Source organism: Micromonospora antibiotica (assembly GCF_017599305.1).
Lineage (GTDB): Bacteria > Actinomycetota > Actinomycetes > Mycobacteriales > Micromonosporaceae > Micromonospora > Micromonospora antibiotica.
Genome location: NZ_JAGFWR010000003.1, coordinates 385,228 through 404,025 on the forward strand (window position 1 = coordinate 385,228; position 18,798 = coordinate 404,025).

Annotated in this window: 13 protein-coding genes; 7 read left to right on the top strand and 6 right to left on the bottom strand. The window is 71.2% G+C overall.

Features of this window, described 5'->3' with window-relative positions:
- Nucleotides 1-179: 179 nt before the first annotated feature.
- Genes JQN83_RS09865 through JQN83_RS09880 form a run of 4 tightly spaced genes read right to left on the bottom strand, consistent with a single transcriptional unit; the run spans nucleotide 180 to nucleotide 4,496 of the window.
- Nucleotides 180-1,346 (bottom strand): serine hydrolase domain-containing protein, encoded by a 1,167-nt coding sequence (locus JQN83_RS09865; protein WP_208566755.1) that lies wholly within the window; start codon nucleotides 1,344-1,346, stop codon nucleotides 180-182.
- Nucleotides 1,347-1,348: 2 nt separating this feature from the next.
- Nucleotides 1,349-2,173 (bottom strand): carbohydrate ABC transporter permease, encoded by an 825-nt coding sequence (locus JQN83_RS09870; protein WP_208566756.1) that lies wholly within the window; start codon nucleotides 2,171-2,173, stop codon nucleotides 1,349-1,351.
- Nucleotides 2,170-3,141 (bottom strand): carbohydrate ABC transporter permease, encoded by a 972-nt coding sequence (locus tag JQN83_RS09875; protein WP_208566757.1) that lies wholly within the window; start codon nucleotides 3,139-3,141, stop codon nucleotides 2,170-2,172. Before JQN83_RS09875 ends, JQN83_RS09870 begins: the two co-directional genes overlap by 4 nt.
- Nucleotides 3,138-4,496, bottom strand: coding sequence for an ABC transporter substrate-binding protein (locus tag JQN83_RS09880; RefSeq protein ID WP_208566758.1), 1,359 nt, complete (start codon nucleotides 4,494-4,496; stop codon nucleotides 3,138-3,140). The genes JQN83_RS09875 and JQN83_RS09880 overlap by 4 nt, the downstream gene beginning before the upstream one ends.
- A 411-nt stretch (nucleotides 4,497-4,907) precedes the next feature.
- On the opposite strand from JQN83_RS09880, the gene JQN83_RS09885 reads away from it, so the two are divergent.
- Both JQN83_RS09885 and JQN83_RS09890 read left to right on the top strand, forming a co-directional pair.
- On the top strand, nucleotides 4,908-5,933 hold the full coding sequence (locus tag JQN83_RS09885) for a LacI family DNA-binding transcriptional regulator (RefSeq protein WP_208566759.1): 1,026 nt from the start codon (nucleotides 4,908-4,910) through the stop codon (nucleotides 5,931-5,933).
- A gap of 29 nt (nucleotides 5,934-5,962) precedes the next feature.
- Complete coding sequence (locus tag JQN83_RS09890) at nucleotides 5,963-6,982, top strand: family 43 glycosylhydrolase (RefSeq protein WP_504739793.1); 1,020 nt, start codon at nucleotides 5,963-5,965, stop codon at nucleotides 6,980-6,982.
- A gap of 222 nt (nucleotides 6,983-7,204) precedes the next feature.
- Here JQN83_RS09890 and JQN83_RS09895 read toward each other — a convergent pair whose 3' ends face one another.
- Complete coding sequence (locus JQN83_RS09895; RefSeq protein WP_208566849.1) at nucleotides 7,205-8,776, bottom strand: glycoside hydrolase family 27 protein; 1,572 nt, start codon at nucleotides 8,774-8,776, stop codon at nucleotides 7,205-7,207.
- A gap of 386 nt (nucleotides 8,777-9,162) precedes the next feature.
- On the opposite strand from JQN83_RS09895, the gene JQN83_RS09900 reads away from it, so the two are divergent.
- The 5 genes from JQN83_RS09900 (at nucleotide 9,163) to JQN83_RS09920 (ending at nucleotide 17,276) form a co-directional block, all read left to right on the top strand.
- Nucleotides 9,163-10,527 carry a LacI family DNA-binding transcriptional regulator gene (locus tag JQN83_RS09900; protein WP_208566761.1) on the top strand — a complete coding sequence of 455 codons (1,365 nt, stop codon included), beginning with the start codon at nucleotides 9,163-9,165 and terminating at the stop codon, nucleotides 10,525-10,527.
- Between the two features lie 594 nt (nucleotides 10,528-11,121).
- Nucleotides 11,122-12,105, top strand: coding sequence for a LacI family DNA-binding transcriptional regulator (locus JQN83_RS09905; protein ID WP_208566762.1), 984 nt, complete (start codon nucleotides 11,122-11,124; stop codon nucleotides 12,103-12,105).
- Nucleotides 12,106-12,469: 364 nt separating this feature from the next.
- Entirely contained in the window at nucleotides 12,470-13,861 is a 1,392-nt protein-coding gene (locus tag JQN83_RS09910) for an extracellular catalytic domain type 1 short-chain-length polyhydroxyalkanoate depolymerase (RefSeq protein WP_208566763.1), read from the top strand.
- 97 nt (nucleotides 13,862-13,958) lie between these two features.
- Nucleotides 13,959-15,425 carry an arabinofuranosidase catalytic domain-containing protein gene (locus tag JQN83_RS09915; RefSeq protein WP_208566764.1) on the top strand — a complete coding sequence of 489 codons (1,467 nt, stop codon included), beginning with the start codon at nucleotides 13,959-13,961 and terminating at the stop codon, nucleotides 15,423-15,425.
- A 21-nt stretch (nucleotides 15,426-15,446) separates the two neighbouring features.
- On the top strand, nucleotides 15,447-17,276 hold the full coding sequence (locus JQN83_RS09920; protein ID WP_208566765.1) for an alpha-galactosidase: 1,830 nt from the start codon (nucleotides 15,447-15,449) through the stop codon (nucleotides 17,274-17,276).
- 173 nt (nucleotides 17,277-17,449) lie between these two features.
- Here JQN83_RS09920 and JQN83_RS09925 read toward each other — a convergent pair whose 3' ends face one another.
- Complete coding sequence (locus tag JQN83_RS09925) at nucleotides 17,450-18,766, bottom strand: extracellular catalytic domain type 1 short-chain-length polyhydroxyalkanoate depolymerase (RefSeq protein ID WP_208566766.1); 1,317 nt, start codon at nucleotides 18,764-18,766, stop codon at nucleotides 17,450-17,452.
- Nucleotides 18,767-18,798 lie beyond the last annotated feature (32 nt).

Genomic DNA, 18,798 nt, shown 5'->3' on the forward strand with positions numbered 1-18,798 from the left:
GGGGGCGGGCGACGGGCGACGGGCGGAGTGTGGTGGGCGGTGGCCGGGCCGTCGCGACCGGGACAGCCGTGCGCCCCGGGTGCCCCGGTCGTCGGGGTGCCCGGGGCGCAAAGGAGTCCGGGGTGTCGGGGTCCGGGGTCCGGGGTCCGGGGTCCGGGGTGCGAGTTGTGCGGGGTGTCCTACCTGGCCGGTCGGTCGTCCAGGCAGGACCGCAGCGCGGCGGTCAGCAGGTTGGCGCGTTCGTCGCCCATGCCCTGCATCTGGTTGACCACGTAACCGAAGCCGACCTGGTGGGCGTCGTCGCCGAAGCCGAGGTTGCCGCCCGCACCGTCGTGGCCGAAGCTGCGCTCGGACAGCAACGGCCGGGCCGGCGGCGAGTGCAGCAGGAAGCCACTGCCCCAGCGTTGGCCGGTGTCCGGCGGGCCGTGCCGCTGCTGGCCCCGGGACCGGACGACCGTCGCGTCGTCGATCGACGCCGGGTCGAGCACGGGCGGTCCCGCCACCGGAGACACGCACGCGGCGTAGAGGCGGGCCAGTCCGTCGGCTGTGCTCACCGCGCCGGCGCCCGGGATGCCGGCGGCCTGGATGGCCGGGTCGTTGAAGCTGACCAGGCCGGCGTCGTCGGCGGGGAACGCGAACGCGCCACCCATGGTGATCCCCCGGTCGGCCACCGGGTCGACGAACGGCTCCGCCTCGGGCGGCGGGGCGACGTTCCAGGCGACCGTGTCGCGTTCGGTCGCCGGCAGCCCGAGCCAGGTCCGCAGGCCCAGCGGTGCCGCCAGGGCGTCCCGGAAGAACACGCCGGGCAGCTGACCGGTGATCCGGTGGATCACCTCGCCGATCAGCCAGCCGTAGGTCATCGGGTGGTAGCTGTGCGCCGTGCCCGGCTGCCACAGCGGGGCCTGGGCCTCGATCGCCGTGATCACCGGGTCCCAGGCGAGCACCTCGTCGAGGGTCAACGGGCGGTCGAGCGCGGGCAGGCCGGACTGGTGGGTGAGCAGCCAGCGCACCGGGATGTCGGCCTTGCCGTGCTGGCCGAACTCGGGCCAGTAGCGGGTGACCGGCGCGTCGAGGTCGAGTCGGCCCTGCTGCACCAGCAGGTAGGCGCAGACCGCCAGGATGCCCTTGGTGCAGGAGTAGACGACGACCGGGGTGTGCGCCGTCCAGGGCCGGCCGGTACGGGGGTCGGCGGTCCCGCCGTACAGGTCGACGACCTGGCGACCGCCGACGTAGACGGTGACCGCCGCGCCGACCTCCCCCCGGTCGGTGAAGTTGGCGCGGAAGACGTCAGCCACCCGCCCGTAGCGTTCGTCGGCGTGGCCGTGGATCTGCGGCTGCGTGGCCACTGCTATCCCTTCAGTGAGCCCTGGATCAGGGCCTTGATGAACTGACGCTGGAAGATCAGGAAGACGATCAGGGTCGGGGTGAGGATCAGCAGCGAGCCGGCGCACAGCAGCACCAGGTCGGTGCCCCACTGTCCCTGGAACGCCCCGAGCGCACCCGCCATCGTCCGCTTGGCCGGGTCGTCGACCAGGACGATGGCCAGCAGGAACTGGTTCCACGTCCAGAGGAACATCAGGATGGTCAGCGACGCGATGGCCGGCTTGGCCAGTGGCACCTGGACCCGCCAGAACAGCTGCCAGGTGCTGCTGCCGTCGACCCGGGCCGCCTCGGACAACTCGACCGGCACGTTGCTGAAGTGCGCCCGCATCCAGAAGACCGCGAACGGCATGTAGAGCCCGATCAACGGCAGGATGATCGCCCACCGGGTGTTGAGCAGACCGAGGTCCTGCATCTGGTAGTAGAGCGGGGTGACCACCGCCTCGAACGGCAGGGTCAGCCCGAGCAGCAGCAGACCGAACACGATCCGGCCACCGGGGACCCGCAGCTGTCCCAGCCCGAAACCGGCCATGGTGGCGATCAGCACCGAGACCGGCACGACGCCGGCCACGATGAGCAGGCTGGAACGCAGCAGCGCACCCATGTTCGCCACCGTGAACGCGTCGGCGAAGTTGCCCCACTGCGGGTCCGACGGCCAGGCCAGGCCGCTGGGCACGGTGCCCCGGGGCTGCAACGCCGCGGAGAGCATGCTGACGAACGGCAGCAGGGTGACCACGACCAGGACGAGCAGGAAGATCCGGCCGGTCAGGTTCTCGCGCCGGCTCAGGTTCATGACTTGTCCCCCCGGGTCAGTCGCTGGATCGGCAGCACGCAGAGCAGCACCAGCAGCATCAGCACGACGGCCAGCGCGGAGGCGAGGCCGACCTGGCGCTGCGAGAAGGCCAGCCGGTAGATCTCCAGGCCCGGCACGGTGGTCTGCAGGCCGGGACCGCCACTGGTCGAGATGTAGACGATGTCGAAGCTGGCCAGGGCGGCGATGATGGTCACCGTCAGGCAGACCCCGATCTCCTGGCGCAGGCTGGGCAGGGTGACGGCGAAGAACTCCCGGATCGGGCCGGCGCCGTCGAGGCGGGCCGCCTCGTACAACGCGGGATCGATCTTGCTCATCCCGGTCACCAGCAGGATCGTGCAGAGGCCGAGCAGCACCCAGGCGCCGATGACGCCGACGGCGGGCAGCGCGGTGTCGAAGTCACCGAGCCAGGCGCGGGCCACCCCGCCCAGGCCGACCGCGCGCAGCAGCTGGTTGATCAGGCCGTTGGACGACAGCAGCCAGCTCCACGCGATACCCGCCGCCACCAGGGGGATGACCTGGGGCAGGAACAGCACCGTACGCACCACGGTGCCGAACGCGCCGGTGGTGATGCGGCGGACCAGGCTGGCCACCAGCAGGCCGAGCGCGACCGGGACGAAGCTGAAGAAGACGATCAGGACGAGCGCGTTGCCGATGATCTTCAGCAGGTCGCTGTCGGTGAACACGGTGAGGTAGTTGTCCAGTCCCGCCCAGCGGGCCACCCCGATGCCGTTCCAGTTGTAGAACGAGTACTGGATGGTCAGCACGAGTGGACGAAGGACGAAGGCGGCGTACATCACGACTGCGGGCAGGACGAAGAGCCAGCCCGTCCCGCCCGCGCGGGCCCACCGTTTCCGGGGGGCCCGCGCGGCGGAGGGACGGGTGGGACGAGCCGGTGTGGACACCGGGTCACCCCGCCCGACCGGTGCGCTGCCGAAGGCAGACGTCATCGGGAGAGTTCCTTCGCGTACTCGGCCTGGACCGCCTTGACGTACCCCTCGGGGGTCTGCTGACCGGCGATCAGCTTCTGCATCTCCGGGGTGATCGCGGCGGCGAAGATGCCACCTGTGGCGTTCGCGGTGAAGTCCACCGCGCCGTTCTCCTCACCGAGCTGCTGCGACGCCTTGAGCGTCTCGGCCAGCACGGTGTTCGGCGCGGCGGCCGGCACGGCCAGGTCGCTCGGACCACCCGGGCTGGAGCCGCCGATCTTGACGGCGATCTCCCGGGCGGTGGGGTTGGTGTGCGCCCAGTTCAGGAAGAACGCGGCGGCGTCGGGGTTCTTGGCCTTGGCGCTGATGCCGAAGGTGTTCGGGGCGGACATCGCCACGTGCTTGCCGCCGGCCGACTCGCTCGGGAACAGGAAGAAGCCCACGTTGCCGGGCATCGTCTTGTCGAGGTTGGCCGACTCCCAGTCGCCGTTGAACATGAACAGGCCGTTGTTCTTCTGGAACTCGCCCACCATGCTCGCGTAGTCCAGGGCGTTGGCGTCCTTCGGGAAGTAGCCGGCCTGGGCCCACTTCTGGATGGTCTGGGTGGCCTTCAGCGCGGCCGGGGTGTCGAACGTCGCGCCCGGCTTCTGGAAGATCCAGTCGGCCACCTGGGCCGGGTCACCGAACTGGTTCTGCAACGCCTGGTGCGGGAAGTTGATGCCCGCGGTGTTCTTGTTGAACTGCATGATCGGCTGCACGCCGGCGGTCTTGGCCTTGGCCAGCAGCTGCTCGAACTCGGCGATGGTGGCCGGCGGCTGGGTCATCCCGACCTGCTCGGCGAGCTTCTTGTTGTAGAACACCCCGGTGACGCTGTAGCCGAGGCCCATCCCCCACAGTGAGCCGGTACCCCGGGTGGTGCCTCCCTCGCCGACCCGCAGCTGCACCAGCTGGGAGGCGGGGAACTTGTCCCAGCCGTACGCGGTGAAGTAGGGGTCGAGGTTCTTGAGCAGGTCGTCCTTGACCAGGTCGACCATGGTGGGGAGCCGGATGATGTCCGGCGAGTTGTCCGAGGCCATCACCCGGGGCGCGTTCTCCACGATGACCGTGAACTGGTCCTCGCGGATGTTGAACTTGACGTTCGGGTGCTGCTTGGTGAACTCGTCGGCCAGCGCCTTGGCCAGCGGGAAGCCGGTCTCGGCGTACATCTCCAGGGTGATCGGGTCGCTGCCCAGCTCGGTGCTGACGGCGGCGTCGGACCCGGCGCGCGGCGACTCGTCCGCACCGGGTGCGCTGCACGCCGTGGCGGCCAGCCCCAACGCCAGCACGGGGGCCAGGAGCGCCGTCCGGCGGGAGAACCTTGCCAGTGGTGTTGCCAATTGAGGACTCCTCGACTCTTCCGTGCGTGCCCCGGCCGCGGTACGGGCCGGGTCGGCGGGTCGTCACGGTGGGTGACCAGCCGCAACAGTACGTCGCCGTCGGCATGCCGCCGCAGCACGCGATGTCGTTACCGATGACCACGCCGAGGGTCACCGAGGGTGCCGCCCGACCTGTCAAAAGTAGCCGCTAAACTGATTTAGCAGAGCATGCGCGCGGCGACCTGAGCTGTCAAGGACCAATTGGCAACGGTCCGGAAACAACCGGTTCACGCTCGGCCACCCGCTCCACCGGCCGTCGCGGGTGGTCACCGACACACACCCGGGGTGACCGCCGGCACCGGGCCCGGCCGGACCACGCATCATGATGGGCGGGAGCGACGGCCGCGACGCCGCCGCCGATTCGGAGGACTGATGGGCCGCAACAGAGCAACCCTGGCCGATGTCGCGCGACGGGCCGGGCTGTCCAAGACCGCCGCGTCGATGGTCCTCAACGGCCGGGAGGGCACCCGACTGTCGGCCGAGGCGCACCAGCGCGTCTTCGCCGCCGCCGAGGAGCTGGGCTACCGGCCCAACCTGGCGGCCCGGAGCCTGCGTACCCGCAAGACCGCCACCATCGCGTTCGTCTCCGACATCGTCGCCACCACCCGGTTCGCCGGCGGCCTCATCCGCGGCGCGCTCGACGCGGCCCGGGAGCGCGACCACGTGCTGCTCATCACCGAGACGCAGGGCGACGCCACCTTCGAGCAGTACGCCATCGAGGCGATGCTCGACCGGCAGGTCGACGGGGTGATCTACGCCGCGATGGCGACCCGGCGGCTGACCGTCCCGGCGGCCATCCTCGGCGGCCCGGTGGTGCTGCTCAACGCCACCAGCCCGGACGACCTGCCCTGCGTGCTCCCCGACGACGAGCGGGCCGGCCGTACCGTCGCCACCACCCTGCTCGACCAGGGCCACCGCGACCGGATCGCGCTGATCGGCCGCAACCGTCTCAAGGAGGACGACGAGGAGGTCTCCCTGGCGGCCCGGGCCCGGCTGCGCGGCGTGCACCAGGCGCTCGGTGCCGCCGGGGTCGAGCTGCTGACCGAGTGCTTCTGCGCCGAGTGGCTGCCCGAACACGGCTACGCCGCCATGCGCACGCTGCTGGGCCGGCCCACCCGGCCGACCGCGATCATCTGCATGAACGACCGGCTCGCGTTCGGCGCCTACCAGGCGCTCGCCGAGGCCGGGCTGACCGTCCCGGACGACCTCTCGGTGGTCTCGTTCGACGACGACCCGATCGCCGCCTGGTTGCGCCCCGGCCTGTCCACCACCGCGCTGCCGCACGAGCAGATGGGGCGGCGGGCCGTCGAGATCCTCCTCGACGGCGGCGACGCCGAACCGTCCCTCGTCCCCATGCCGCTGCGTCGCCGCCGGTCCGTGGCCACCCCGGCCGGCTAGCCGGGACCCCCGGCGCGACCGCCGGGCAGGTGCCCGCCGCAGCGCTCCCACCACCGGCCGCTCGCCACCCGAACTGGTCGCTAAACCGATTTAGTGCTAGCTTCCCCGCCATGCTACGTCTACCCGACCACTGGGTGTGGGACAGCTGGTACGCCCGGGACGACAACGACCGGTGGCACGCGTTCTTCCTGCGCGCCTCCCGTGCCCTGCACGACCCGCACCGCCGGCACCGCCGCGCCACGATCGGCCACGCCGTCTCGACCGACCTGCACACCTGGCACCTGGTCGCCGACGCGCTCGTCCCGGCCGACGCGCCGAGCTGGGACGACCTCGCGACCTGGACGGGCTGCACCGTGCGCGGCCCGGACGGGCGGTGGTACCTGTTCTACACCGGGGTCGGCCGCGCCGAGGACGGGCTGGTCCAGCGGATCGGCCTGGCCGTCTCCGACGACCTGACGACCTGGCACCGGCACGGCGACGGGCCGCTCGTCGAAGCGGACCCCACCTGGTACGAACTGCTCGACCGGACGCTGTGGTACGAGCAGGCCTGGCGCGACCCGTGGGTGTTCCCCGATCCGGACGGCGCCGGCTGGCACATGCTCGTCACCGCCCGGATCAACACCGGGCCGACCGAGGCACGCGGGGTCGTCGGTCACGCCACCTCACCGGACCTGGTGAACTGGACCGTCCAACCGCCGCTGTCGATCCCGGCCGGCTTCGGGCACCTGGAGGTCCCCCAGGTCGCCGTCGTCGACGGGCAGCCCCTGCTGCTGTTCTCCACCGACGCCGCCGGCACCCGCCACGACGGCCACCGGATCTGGGTGGCGGAGGGTCACGACGTACGCGGCCCGTGGGACATCGCCTCGGCCCGCCCGTTCCCGCACCCGCACCTCTACGCGCCCCGGCTGGTCCCCGGGCCGGCCGGGGACTGGTCCCTCATCGGATTCCACGACCACGTCGACGGGGAGTTCGTCGGTGCGCTGAGCGATCCGATCGCGGTCCGTTACCGCGCCGGGGACGGGCTGACCGCCACCGGCACGGCCGGCTGAGCGTTCCTGCGGTCACCACCCGGCCGCAGCGGTACGGGCGGATGCGGCCACCACCGTGCCGGGTTGGACGCGGGGGCGGCCACCGCCGTGCCGGACGGACGGACGGACGCGGACCGGACCCGGACGGCGTCCGCACCACACCGTCCGGGTCCGGGACCACTCACCGACGTCCGCCCGCCCGGTGCCCGGACCGGCAGCGGGCGGACGGCGACGGCCGGTCGGTCAGCGGCGGGTCCAGCGCTGGTTGGCCGCCCCGGTGCACGACCAGAGCAGCACCGTGGTGCCGTTGGCGGTGCCGTTGTTGTTCACGTCGAGGCAGAGGCCGGACTGCACGCTGCTGATCGTGCCGTTGGCGTTGAACGTCCACTGCTGGTTGGTCCCACCGTTGCAGTCCCAGATCTGGGCCTTGGTGCCGGCGGTGGCGTTGGTCGGCGCGTCCAGGCACTTGCCGAGGGACTGGAGGGTCTGGCCGTTGGCCGTCCAGCGCTGGTTGGCGGCCCCGTTGCAGTCCCAGATCACCGGTTGGGTGCCGTTGGCGGTGCTGCTCTGCGGGACGTCGAGGCACCGACCGGAGGCGACGCTGGCCAGCGCGCCCGCGGTGGACGGCGGCGTCGTCGGCGGCGGGGCGGTGCCACCGCCGCTGACCCGGTACACCACCGTGCCGTGCGACGGCACACTCGCGGAGATGGTGCCGGTGCTGGTGGTGCTCGCGTTGGTCCAGGCGTCGACCAGGGTGAAGGAGGAGCCGGACTTGCCGATGGCGGCGGCGGTGGTGGAGATCGTCGTCGTCGAGCCACCCTGGTTGAACAGGGCGACCGCGACGTCACCGTTGGCGAGCCGCTTGGCCAGCACCCGGCGGGTGCCGTCGAAGGAGACCTGAGCGCCCTGCAACGCCAACGCGTCCTGGTTGATGGCGATCAGGTTCGCGTTCTTGAGGATGGTCTGGGTGGCGGAGTTCATCGACCGGACGTCGTTGCCGGCGATCAGAGGCGAGGCCATGATCGCCCACATCGCGAAGTGGCTGCGCATCTCGGTGTCGGTCATGCCGCCCCGGCCCACCTCCATCATGTCGGGGTCGGTGAAGGCGCCGGGCTTCGCGTACGGGGCCAGCGGCACGTTGACGTCGATGATGTTCTGGATGCCCATCGGGTAGCCGTTGGTCTGGCCGCTGTTCCAGGTGTTGGTGATGTCCTCGGTGGTGCGCCACATGTTCGCCACGTCGCCCCAGTTGCGCTGCGGGCCGGTCTTGGCGTGGATGCTGTTGGGGTTGATGCTGTAGACGATCGGCCGGCCGGTGGCGGCCAGGGCGTCGCGCATCTTGGCGAACGTGGTGACCTGCTGGTCGATGGAGCCGTTCGGCGAGCACCAGTCGTACTTGAGGTAGTCGACGCCCCAGTTGGCGAACTGCCGGGCGTCCTGCACCTCGTGGCCCTGGCTGCCGGTGGCGCCGGGGTAGGAGTTGAAGTACTGGGCGCAGGTCTTGTCGACCGGCACCTGGTAGATGCCGAACTTCAGCCCCCGGGCGTGGATGTAGTCGCCGAGCGCCTTCATCCCGGAGGGGAACCGGGTCGGGTCACCCTGGAGGTTGCCCGCCGAGTCCCGGTTGGGGTTGAACCAGCAGTCGTCGACCACGACGTACTGGTAGCCCAGATCCCGCATACCGCTGCTGACCAGCGCGTCGGCCGTCTGCCGGATCAGCGCCTCGTTGATGTTGCAGCCGAAGGAGTTCCAACTGTTCCAGCCCATCGGCGGGGTCCGGGCCGTCCCGTTGTCCAGTGCCTGTGCCACCGGCATCCGGATGCCCACCAGGACGCCGGCCAGGAGCAGACCGGCCGCCAGCGCCCGCCCCCAGCTCCGGGCTCGCACGAATCGCTTCACGAAGTCTCCAATCAGTGGCGCCACGTCGGGCGGGAGGGCCGGGAGTCGGCTCGAACCACCCCGGGTGTGAGCGCTCGAACGGCTCGGTGTGAGCGCTAACAATGGCCCCTCATGTTACGTAAGCGTTTCGGCGTATTCAACTGCTTCCATATTTTTACCGCTCTATCACCGGGGGTAGGCAGGTCGGCACCACCGGCGGCCCCCCGAGGGCTGCGGAGCACGCCGGGAAGCGGGACGCAGCAGTGCGGCATGGAGCCATCGTGGAGCTATCTGCATCGCCTGACATCGAATACGCTGGCTCCATGTCAGATAGCTCCAGACGCGGCCGGCGCGCTCGCGGCGAGATCGAGCAGCTCCCCAGCGGCTCGCTCCGGGTGCGGGTGTACGCCGGGATCGACCCCGTGTCGAAGCGTCGGCGCTACCTCACCGAGACCGTGCCCGCCGGCCCGGTCGCGGCCCGCCACGCCGAAGCCGTCCGCAGCCGGCTGCTCGACCGGGTACGACGACAGCCCACGCCTGCCGCCCCGGTGGCCGGCAGGTCGGGTGGCACCCCCGGGACCCCCGCCGCCGTCCCCCCGGCAACCGCCGCGGCGGACCCCGCGCGTACCACCACCCCGACGGTCGGCAGGCCGGCCGGGGAGCCACGACGCAGCCGACGCCGGGGCGAACCGACGCTGACCACGATCGCCCAACTGGCGGACGTCTCGGCCCCCACCGTGTCCAAGGTCCTCAACGGCCGCACCGGGGTCGCGGCGGAGACCCGGGCCCGGGTGGAGTCGCTGCTGCGCGAGCACGGCTACCGCCGCCCCGAACTGGGCACCCCGAACGCCAGCGTGGAGGTGGTCTTCTACGGCATGCAGAGCAACCTGGCGGTGCTGATCATGCAGGGGGTGCAGCAGGTCGCCGGGGCGCACCGGCTCGCCGTCGGCTTCATCGACGCCCGCCGCCAGGTCTCGGAAGGGCGGTTCTGGGCCCGCGACCTGCTGGCCCGTCGCCCGACCGGAGTGATCGCGGTGAATCTCGGCTTCACCTCCGAACAGCACGCCCTGCTGGCGGCGAGCGCGATCCCCCTGGTCGTCATCGATCCCACGGGCGAGCCGCCACTGCACGCCGTCCCGTCGGTGACGACGACCAACTGGAGCGGTGGTTTCGAGGCCGCCCGGCACGTACTCGACCTGGGACATCGGCAGGTCGGGGTGATCTCCGGGCCGACCGAACGACTGTGCGCCAAGGCCCGCCTGGATGGTGCCCGGGCGGCGCTGGAGGCGGCGGGAGCCGGGCTGCCCGCGCGCCGGCTGCGCTTCGGCCACTGGTTCTCCTTCGAGGACGGTCTCAGCCTCGGCCAGGAACTGCTCCGGCAGAACCCCACGCCCACGGCGATAGTGTGCGGCAACGACCTGCAGGCGCTCGGTGTCTACGAGGCGGCCCGGTTGGCCGGCCGACGGATCCCCCAGGACCTCAGCGTGGTGGGCTTCGACGACATCCCGTACACCATGTTCTGCGGACCACCGATGACCTCGGTGCGGCAGCCGCTGACCGAGATGGCCGCCGCCGCGACGCGGATGGTGCTGACCCTGGCCGCCAACGAGAACCTCACGCAGACCCGGGTCGAACTGGCCACCACGCTGGTGGTCCGGGGCAGCACCGCGGCGGCACCGGCGCACTGACCCACTCGGCGCGGCCGGTCCGGGTCGGGCGACCGGTCCGGGTCGGCGCGACCGGTCCGGGTCGGCGCGACCGGGGCGAGTCGGTTGCCGGGGGCGGGTCCTCGAAACCTGTCCTTGTCGTTGCCGAACAGTTTCGAGTAGCATCCGGTTCGATCGATACGGCAGGTCGTCGTGACACGGTCGCCCTGGTCACGGTGTCCTCCGGTTCCACCGGTGGCGCACCGCCCGACGTCTGGTACGGCGTGTGGGTCCAGGTCAGGTCCGTCGTCCGGCACGGCGGGCCGGCCCGACACGGCGTAGGACAGTGACCTTCGAGGAGCGAGGGAGGGCCAGCGGGACCAGTCACCACCAGTTCGCCTACCGCCTGCGATCCGTGATGACGAATATCACGGCACGCCGGCGACACTCGACCGCGTCGCCGACCCAATCAGGGCGACACGCCGCGTAGACTCTCGCTGATCCAGCGTTGTCCACGGCGTGCACGCCCATGCCTCGTGTCCGACGTCCCTCATCGGACGCCGGGCCGGGCCGCTTCGCCGTCAGCGGGCTGCGGGGCGGACCGAGAGGTGTGGGATGACTGTGCGCGCTCCTGCGATGAGAGACGTGGCCCGCCTCGCCGGAGTTTCCCACCAGACCGTGTCGCGGGTCCTCAACGGGCATCCCCACGTGCGGGAACAGACCCGCCTACGGGTCCAGGCCGCGATCACCGAGCTCGGCTACCGCCCGAACCGGGCCGCCCGCACCCTGGTCACCGGGCGATCGCAGGTGCTCGGTGTGGTGGCGCTCAACACCACCCTCTACGGCCCGGCGTCCCTGCTGTCCGCCTTCGAACTCGCCGCGGCCGAGGCCGGCTTCGCCGTCAGCGTCGGTAGCGTCCGCAACCTGGACCGCACCTCCATCACCGCCGTCGTCGAGCGGCACCTGGCCCACCGGGTCGCCGGGATCGTGGTGATCGCACCGGTGGAGTCCGCCGGCGAGGCGCTGGAGTGCCTTCCCACCGACATCCCGCTGGTCACCGTGGACGGCGACCCCCGCCGTCCGGTGCCGCTGGTCACCATCGACCAGGTGGAGGGGGGCCGGTTGGCCACCCGGCACCTGCTCGACGCGGGTCACCAGACGGTCTGGCACGTGTCGGGCCCGGCCGACTGGTTCGACAGCGCGGGGCGTCTCGCCGGCTGGCGGGAGACGTTGCAGGCCGCGGGTGCGGAGGTTCCCCCGGTGTTGCAGGCGGACTGGTCCGCCGCCTCGGGATACCGGTGCGGCCAGATGCTGGCCCGGACCCCTGAGGTCACCGCGATCTTCACGGCCAACGACGATCTCGCGCTGGGCGTGCTGCACGCGTTGCACGAACACGGCCGGCGGGTGCCGGAGGAGGTCAGCGTCGTCGGTTTCGACGACGTCCCGGACGCCGCGTACTTCATCCCGCCGTTGACCACCGTCCGGCCGGACTTCGACACCGTGGCCGAGGCCAGCCTCGGCCTGCTGCTGACGCAGATCGACGCAGGCGTCGACCACACGCTGCGGCAGACCATCTCCCCCACCCTGATCACCCGGGACAGCGTCGCCGCGCCCCGGTGACGGGCGGACCGTCACCGGTCGCCGCGGTGGCGTGCCCACCCGCCGTGCCGCGCCGACCAGGCCGGCGGTGACCCGCCCCGCACAGTGCGGTCCAGCTCTGGACAGTACTTCTTGTTAACGTTAACGTAATGGACGATCGTCGATTTATCGGGTACGGACTCCGGCCGACCGGGTGGCCGCTCGTCCGACCGTAGGCGGAGCCGACGCCGACGCCACGAGGGGCCGGACGGCTACGACCGGCGCACAGCGGTCCGCGCCACCGGATCGCGCCACCGCCGTCCGCGCCCGAGGGTCGGCGACCGGACGCGACGCCCGCACCACCTCCCGGCGCGGCGATCTCCACCCCCTGAAAGAAAGGCCACCGATGAAGGGCAGTCTGCGCGCCGCGCTGGCAGCCGTCGTCCTCGCAATCGCGGCATCCACCGTCCTGATGACGGCGCAGCCCGCGACCGCGGCGACCCTGACCAGAGTGACCGGATTCGGCAACAACCCCACCAACCTCAACATGTACCTGTACGCCCCGAGCACCCTCGCGCCCCGCCCGGCGCTGTTGCTCCTGGTGCACTACTGCAGCGGTTCGGCCAGCGGGATCTTCAACGGCAACGGGCACGACTACGTGACCGCCGCCGACCGCTACGGCTATCTCATCGTGGTGCCCGAGGCCACCCGCAGCGGAAGCTGCTTCGACGTCTCCACCCCGGCCGCCCTCACCCGCAACGGTGGCGGCGACTCGACCGGGATCATGTCGATGGTCGCGTACGCCCGGCAGCGCTACAACGTCGACCCGGCGCGGATCGTGGTCTCCGGGTTCTCCTCCGGGGCGATGATGACCAATGTGCTCGCCGCGCAGTACCCCGACGTCTTCTCCGCCGCGTCGGCGTTCTCCGGGGTGCCGGCCGGCTGCTTCGCCACCACCGACGGATCGCTGTGGAACAGCCGCTGCTCCGGCGGCACCGTGATCAAGACGGCGCAACAGTGGGGCGACCAGGCCCGCGCGATGTACCCCGGGTACACGGGCCGTTATCCCCGGATGCAGTTGTGGCACGGGGTCACCGACACCACCCTCGCCTACCCCAACTACGGCGAGGAGATCAAGCAGTGGACCAACCTGCACGGGTTGAGCACCACGCCCACCGCCACCGACCGTCCCCAGTCGTCCTGGACGCGCACCCGCTACGGCGGGACGGGGTCGCAGGCCCCCGTCGAGGGGATCAGCATCGCCGGGGTGGGTCACCAGCTGCCGATGGCCGGACAGCTCGCGTACGCCATCACCTTCCTCGGCCTGGACGGTAGCGCGCCCACCCCCACCCCCACCGCCAGCCCCACCCCCACCCCCACGCCGACGCCGACGCCGACGCCGACGATCACCCCGACCCCCACGCCGACGGTCACCCCGACCTCGACCCCGACGCCCACGCCGACGTCGTCGCCGCAGTCGGGTGCCTGCCGGGTCACCGACACGATCAGCGCGTGGAACAGCGGGCTGACCGCCAGCATCACCATCGTCAACACCGCCAGCACGACGCTCAACGGCTGGTCCCTCGGGTTCACCCTGCCCGCCGGGCAGGTCATCACCGGCGGCTGGAACGCCAGCTACGCACCGGCCAGCGGCCAGGTCACCGCCACGAACGTCAGTTACAACGGCACGCTGGCCCCCGGCGCGTCGACCACTATCGGATTCCAGGCCACCCACACCGGCAACGCCGCCGCCCCCACGGCATTCACCCTGAACGGGGCGACCTGCGTGGTCGCCTGAACCACCACGACCGCAGCCCCCCGCACCGCGTCGAGGGGTGATCCGTCCCCGCCCTGCCAGGGCGTGCCGCACCGTCCAGTCATCATCAGGAGCTCCCGTGCCAGAAACCCGATTCCTCCGTCGGCGGCCGGCGCTGGTCGCCGCCACCACCACCCTCCTGCTCGTCGGTGCCGTCGCCGCCCAGACCGAAGCCTCGGCGGCTGCCGCCGGATGCCAGGTCAGCTATGCGGTCAGCTCGTCCTGGCAGGGCGGCTTCGGCGCCAACGTCACCATCACCAACCTCGGTGACGCGGTGAACGGGTGGCAACTGACCTGGAACTACGCCGCCGGACAGACCATCACCCAGCTGTGGAACGGCAGCTACACCCAGGCCGGCGCCCAGGTCACCGTCACCAACGCCAGCTACAACGCCACGATCCCCACCAACGGCACCGCCAGCTTCGGCTTCAACGGCGCGTGGACCGGCAGCAACCCCGCCCCCACCTCGTTCAGCCTCAACGGCACCACCTGCACCGGCGGGGTGAACCCGACCACCGGACCACCACCGACCACGCCCCCGCCGACCACACCGCCGCCCACCACCCCGCCACCGACCACCCCACCGCCGGGCACCAGCCAGCCGTGTGACATCTACGCCGCCGGGGGCACCGCCTGCATCGCGGCGCACAGCACCACCCGGGCGCTCTACGCCGCCTACAACGGCTCGCTCTACCAGGTGCGCCGGTCCTCGGACAACACCACCCGCAACATCGGCGTGCTGTCGCCGGGCGGGCGGGCCAACGCCGCCAGCCAGGACAGCTTCTGCGCGAACACCACCTGCGTCATCACGATCATCTTCGACCAGTCCGGACGCGGCAACAACCTCGGCTACCAGGGTGCCGGCGGGGTCGGTGGCGCCGTCCAGCCGGCGGTGGCGAACAAGGAGTCGCTGACGGTCGGCGGCGACAAGGTGTACTCGCTCTACATCCCCGGTAAGAGCAGCTACTGGCGTGACGGTCACCTGACCGGGGTGCCGACCGGCGCCGCGCCGGAGGGCATGTACATGGTCACCAGCGGCACCCACGTCAACAGCGGCTGCTGCTTCGACTACGGCAACAGCGAGACCACCCGGCGGGCCGACGGCGCGGGCGCGATGGACGCGATCTACTTCGGCACCAGCTGCTGGTTCGGTGGCTGCTCCGGCTCCGGGCCCTGGGTGCAGGCCGACCTGGAGTACGGCCTCTACCCCGGCGGCAGCAGCTCGTGGAACTCCAACCAGCGGGCGTTCACCAGCAAGTTCGTCACCGCCACCCTGAAGAACAACGGCACCTCCCGGTTCGCCATCAAGGGCAGCAACGCCCAGTCCGGCAGCCTCTACACCCTCTATGACGGGTCGCTGCCGCGCGGGTACAGCCCGATGAAGAAGCAGGGCGCGATCATCCTGGGCAGCGGCGGGGACTGCTGCATCGACAACACCAACCAGAGCGTCGGCACCTTCTACGAGGGGGCGATGGTCGCCGGCTACCCGTCGGACGCCACCGAGAACGCGGTACAGGCCAACATCACCGCCGCCGGCTACCGCTGATCCGGTGATCGAGGAGGTCCGATGCAGCACCGTGTCATCCATTCAGCGACCCGACGGGCGGCGGTCCTGCTGGCCGCCACCGTCCTGCTCGTGACGAACCTGGTCGGCGTCGGCGCCCCACAGCCGGCGCAGGCGTGGGACAACGGCGTCGCCGACACCCCACCGATGGGCTGGAACAGCTACGACTCGTTCAACTGGAGCGTCACCGAGGCCGACGTCCGGGCCAACGCCGACTACATGGGCGCGAACCTGCGCAAGTACGGCTGGCAGTACATCGTCGTCGACTGGGCGTGGTACTTCCCCGGGCAGCACAACGGCAGCCCCAACCAGGACGCCAACCTGCAACCCCGGCTCCGGATGGACGCCAATGGGCGGCTGCTGCCCGACACCACCCGGTTCCCGTCGGCGGCCGGCGACAACGGGTTCAAACCGCTGGCCGACCACGTGCACGCCCAGGGGCTGAAGTTCGGCGTCCACCTGATGCGGGGCATCCCCCGGCAGGCGGTCGCGGACAACGTGCCGATCCTCGGCACCTCGTGCCGGGCCAACCAGATCGACGCCGGCAACAGCGCGGCCTGGCTCAACCTGATGTGGGGGCTGGACATGTCCAACCCCTGCGCGCAGGCGTACCTCGACTCGGTGTTCCAGCTGCTGGCCGGATGGGGCGTCGACTTCGTCAAGGTCGACGACATCGCCGCGCCTACCTACCGGCAGGCGGAGGTCGAGGGTTACCGGACGGCGATCGGGCGCAGCGGCCGGCCGATGGTGCTGAGCCTGTCGCCGGGGGCCACGCCGCTGTCCGCCGGCCCGCACGTGCAGAACAACGCGCACATGTGGCGGATCGTCAACGACCTGTGGGACAACTGGTCGTCGGTGGACGCCCTGTTCGACCAGTTACGCAACTGGACGCCGTACCGCAGGGCGGGGGCCTGGCCCGACCCGGACATGATCCCGATCGGCCGGCTGTCGAAGCACGGCCCGGTCGGCTCGCCGCGCTACTCCAACCTCAGCGCGGACGAGCAGCGCACCCTGATGTCGCTCTGGGTGATCAACCGGGCGCCGCTGATGTGGGGCGGCAACCTGGTGGAGAACCGGCCGGCGGAGCTGGCGTTGATGACCAACAGCGCGGTGCTGGCGGTCGACCAGCGCAGCGCCAACAACCGCCAGCTCACCGGCGGCACCCGGCAGGTGTGGGTCGCCGACGTGCCGGACAGCACGGACCGGTACGTCGCGCTGTTCAACCGGGAGGGCGCGGCGGCCACCGTGTCGGTGAACCTGGCCGACCTGGGCATCGGCTCGGCAACCGCCACCGACCTCTGGTCCGGCGCGGCCCTGGGCACCTCGACCGGGACGTTCAGCCGTCCGCTGCCCGCCCACGGTGCCGGGCTCTACCGGCTGACGCCGCAGACCACCACCCCGACCCCGACGACGTACACGCTGACCGCCCGGCACAGCGCGAAGCTGCTCGACGTCAACAACGCCGCCACGACCGACGGCGCGAACGTCGTGCAGTGGGCCGCGAACGGTCAGGCCAACCAGCGGTGGCGGTTCTCCGACGTCGGCGGCGGCTGGTCCACGGTGGTGAGCGTCAACAGCGGCAAGTGCCTCGACGTCTACGGCGGCGCGGGCACGACCGCCGACGGCGCCCGGGTGGTGCAGTGGACCTGCAACGGGGGCACCAACCAGCAGTGGCGGCTCCAGGACGTCGGTGACGGCCAGGTGCAGCTGGTGGCCCGGCACAGCAACAAGTGTCTCGACGTGCTCAACGCCGGGCTGACCGACGGGGTGCAGGTCGTGCAGTGGACCTGCGGCGCCGGCACGAACCAGCAGTGGCGGCGTACGCCGGTGTGACAGGGCGGACGATGCTCCGCCGGTGAGGAGGGCGCAGGGCCGGGATCGTCTCCCGGCCCTGCGCCCTGCCGCGTGGGCCGCACCGCGTCTGCCGCGCCGGCCGCCGCGCGGACGCGACTGCGGGGTGGGGCACCTCGGCGGTGCCCCACCCCGCAGGAGGTGGAAACTCCCGGTCAGGCGGCGGTGCAGGTCGGGGTCACACCCGCCGCGCTGCCCGTGCCCTGGAAACCGAACTCGGTCGACTGACCGGCACCGAGCGCACCGTTGTAGTCCACGTTCGTGAACCGCACCGTCCCGGAGTTACCACTGGCCGTCGCCGACCACGTCCCGGTCACACTCGTCCCACCCGGCAGGGTCACGCTCACCGTCCACCCACGGGTACCCGACGAACCCGCGGTCACCTTCACCGTCGCCACGAAACCACCCGTCCACGAATTCAACGACACCGACGCCGAACAGCCACCGGTGGCCGGCGGGGTCGTGGGCGGCGGCGTCGTGGGGTTCGGCGGAGTGGTCGGCGGCGGCGTCGTCGGGTTCGGCGGCGTCGTCGGCGGCGGCGTGGTGGGGCTGGCGCTGTCGAAGCCCAGGAAGCGGACGGCCTGCGCGGCGTCGAACGGGATGGAGTGCCCGTAGCCCTGGAAGCTGATCGCCTCCACCGGCGCGGTGCCCCCGGTGCCGCCGTAGCGGGTACGGGTGGCGCTGGTCTGCGGGTAGTCGGTAGAGCTGGGGGTCTGCGCGACACCGAGCACGTTGGTCCACTGCTTGACCTGCTCGCCGAAATTGACGTAGCTCAGCGTGGTGTCCGTGGTGCCGTGCCAGATCTGCATCCGGGGCCGCTTGCCGGTGTAACCGGGGTAGGCGTTGCGGACCAGGTCACCCCACTGCTGGGGGGTCTTCACGATCCGCCCGCCGGAGCAGTCGCTGTTCCACTCCGAGCCGTTGGTGGTGGCGAAGCAGCCGAACGGGACACCGGAGGAGCTGACCCCGGCGTTGAACACGTCCGGATAGACCCCCGCCATCACGTTGGTCATCATCGCGCCGGAGGAGAACCCGGCGACGCCGATCCGGTTCGCGTCGACCGGGTAGCGGTTCCGCACGTAGTCGATCATCGACATGAGGCCCACCGGGTCGCTGCCGCCGTTGCGCCGCAGCGCCTGCGGGGATGAGACGTCCCAGCACTTGCTGCTGCGGGTCACCGACGGGTAGATCACGATGTAGCCGTAGCGGTCGGCCAGCGAGCTGAGTCCGAAACCGGTGTGCAGCGCCGGGCCGCTGCCGGTGCAGTAGTGCAGGGCCAGCAGCAGCGCCGGCCGGGCGGCCACCCGGTCGGGCACGTACAGGTGCATCTGCAGGTTGGTCGGGTTGGTGCCGAAGTTGGTCACCTGGGTCAGCGTCGCGGCCGACGCCGGGTTGGGGGCCGCGACCACGGCCGTGACGGTCGCCAGGGCGGTCGCCAGCGCGGCGGCCAGCAGTGCGAGTCGGGGTTTCATCGGCGGTTCCTCTGTCGGAGTCGGTGGTCAGC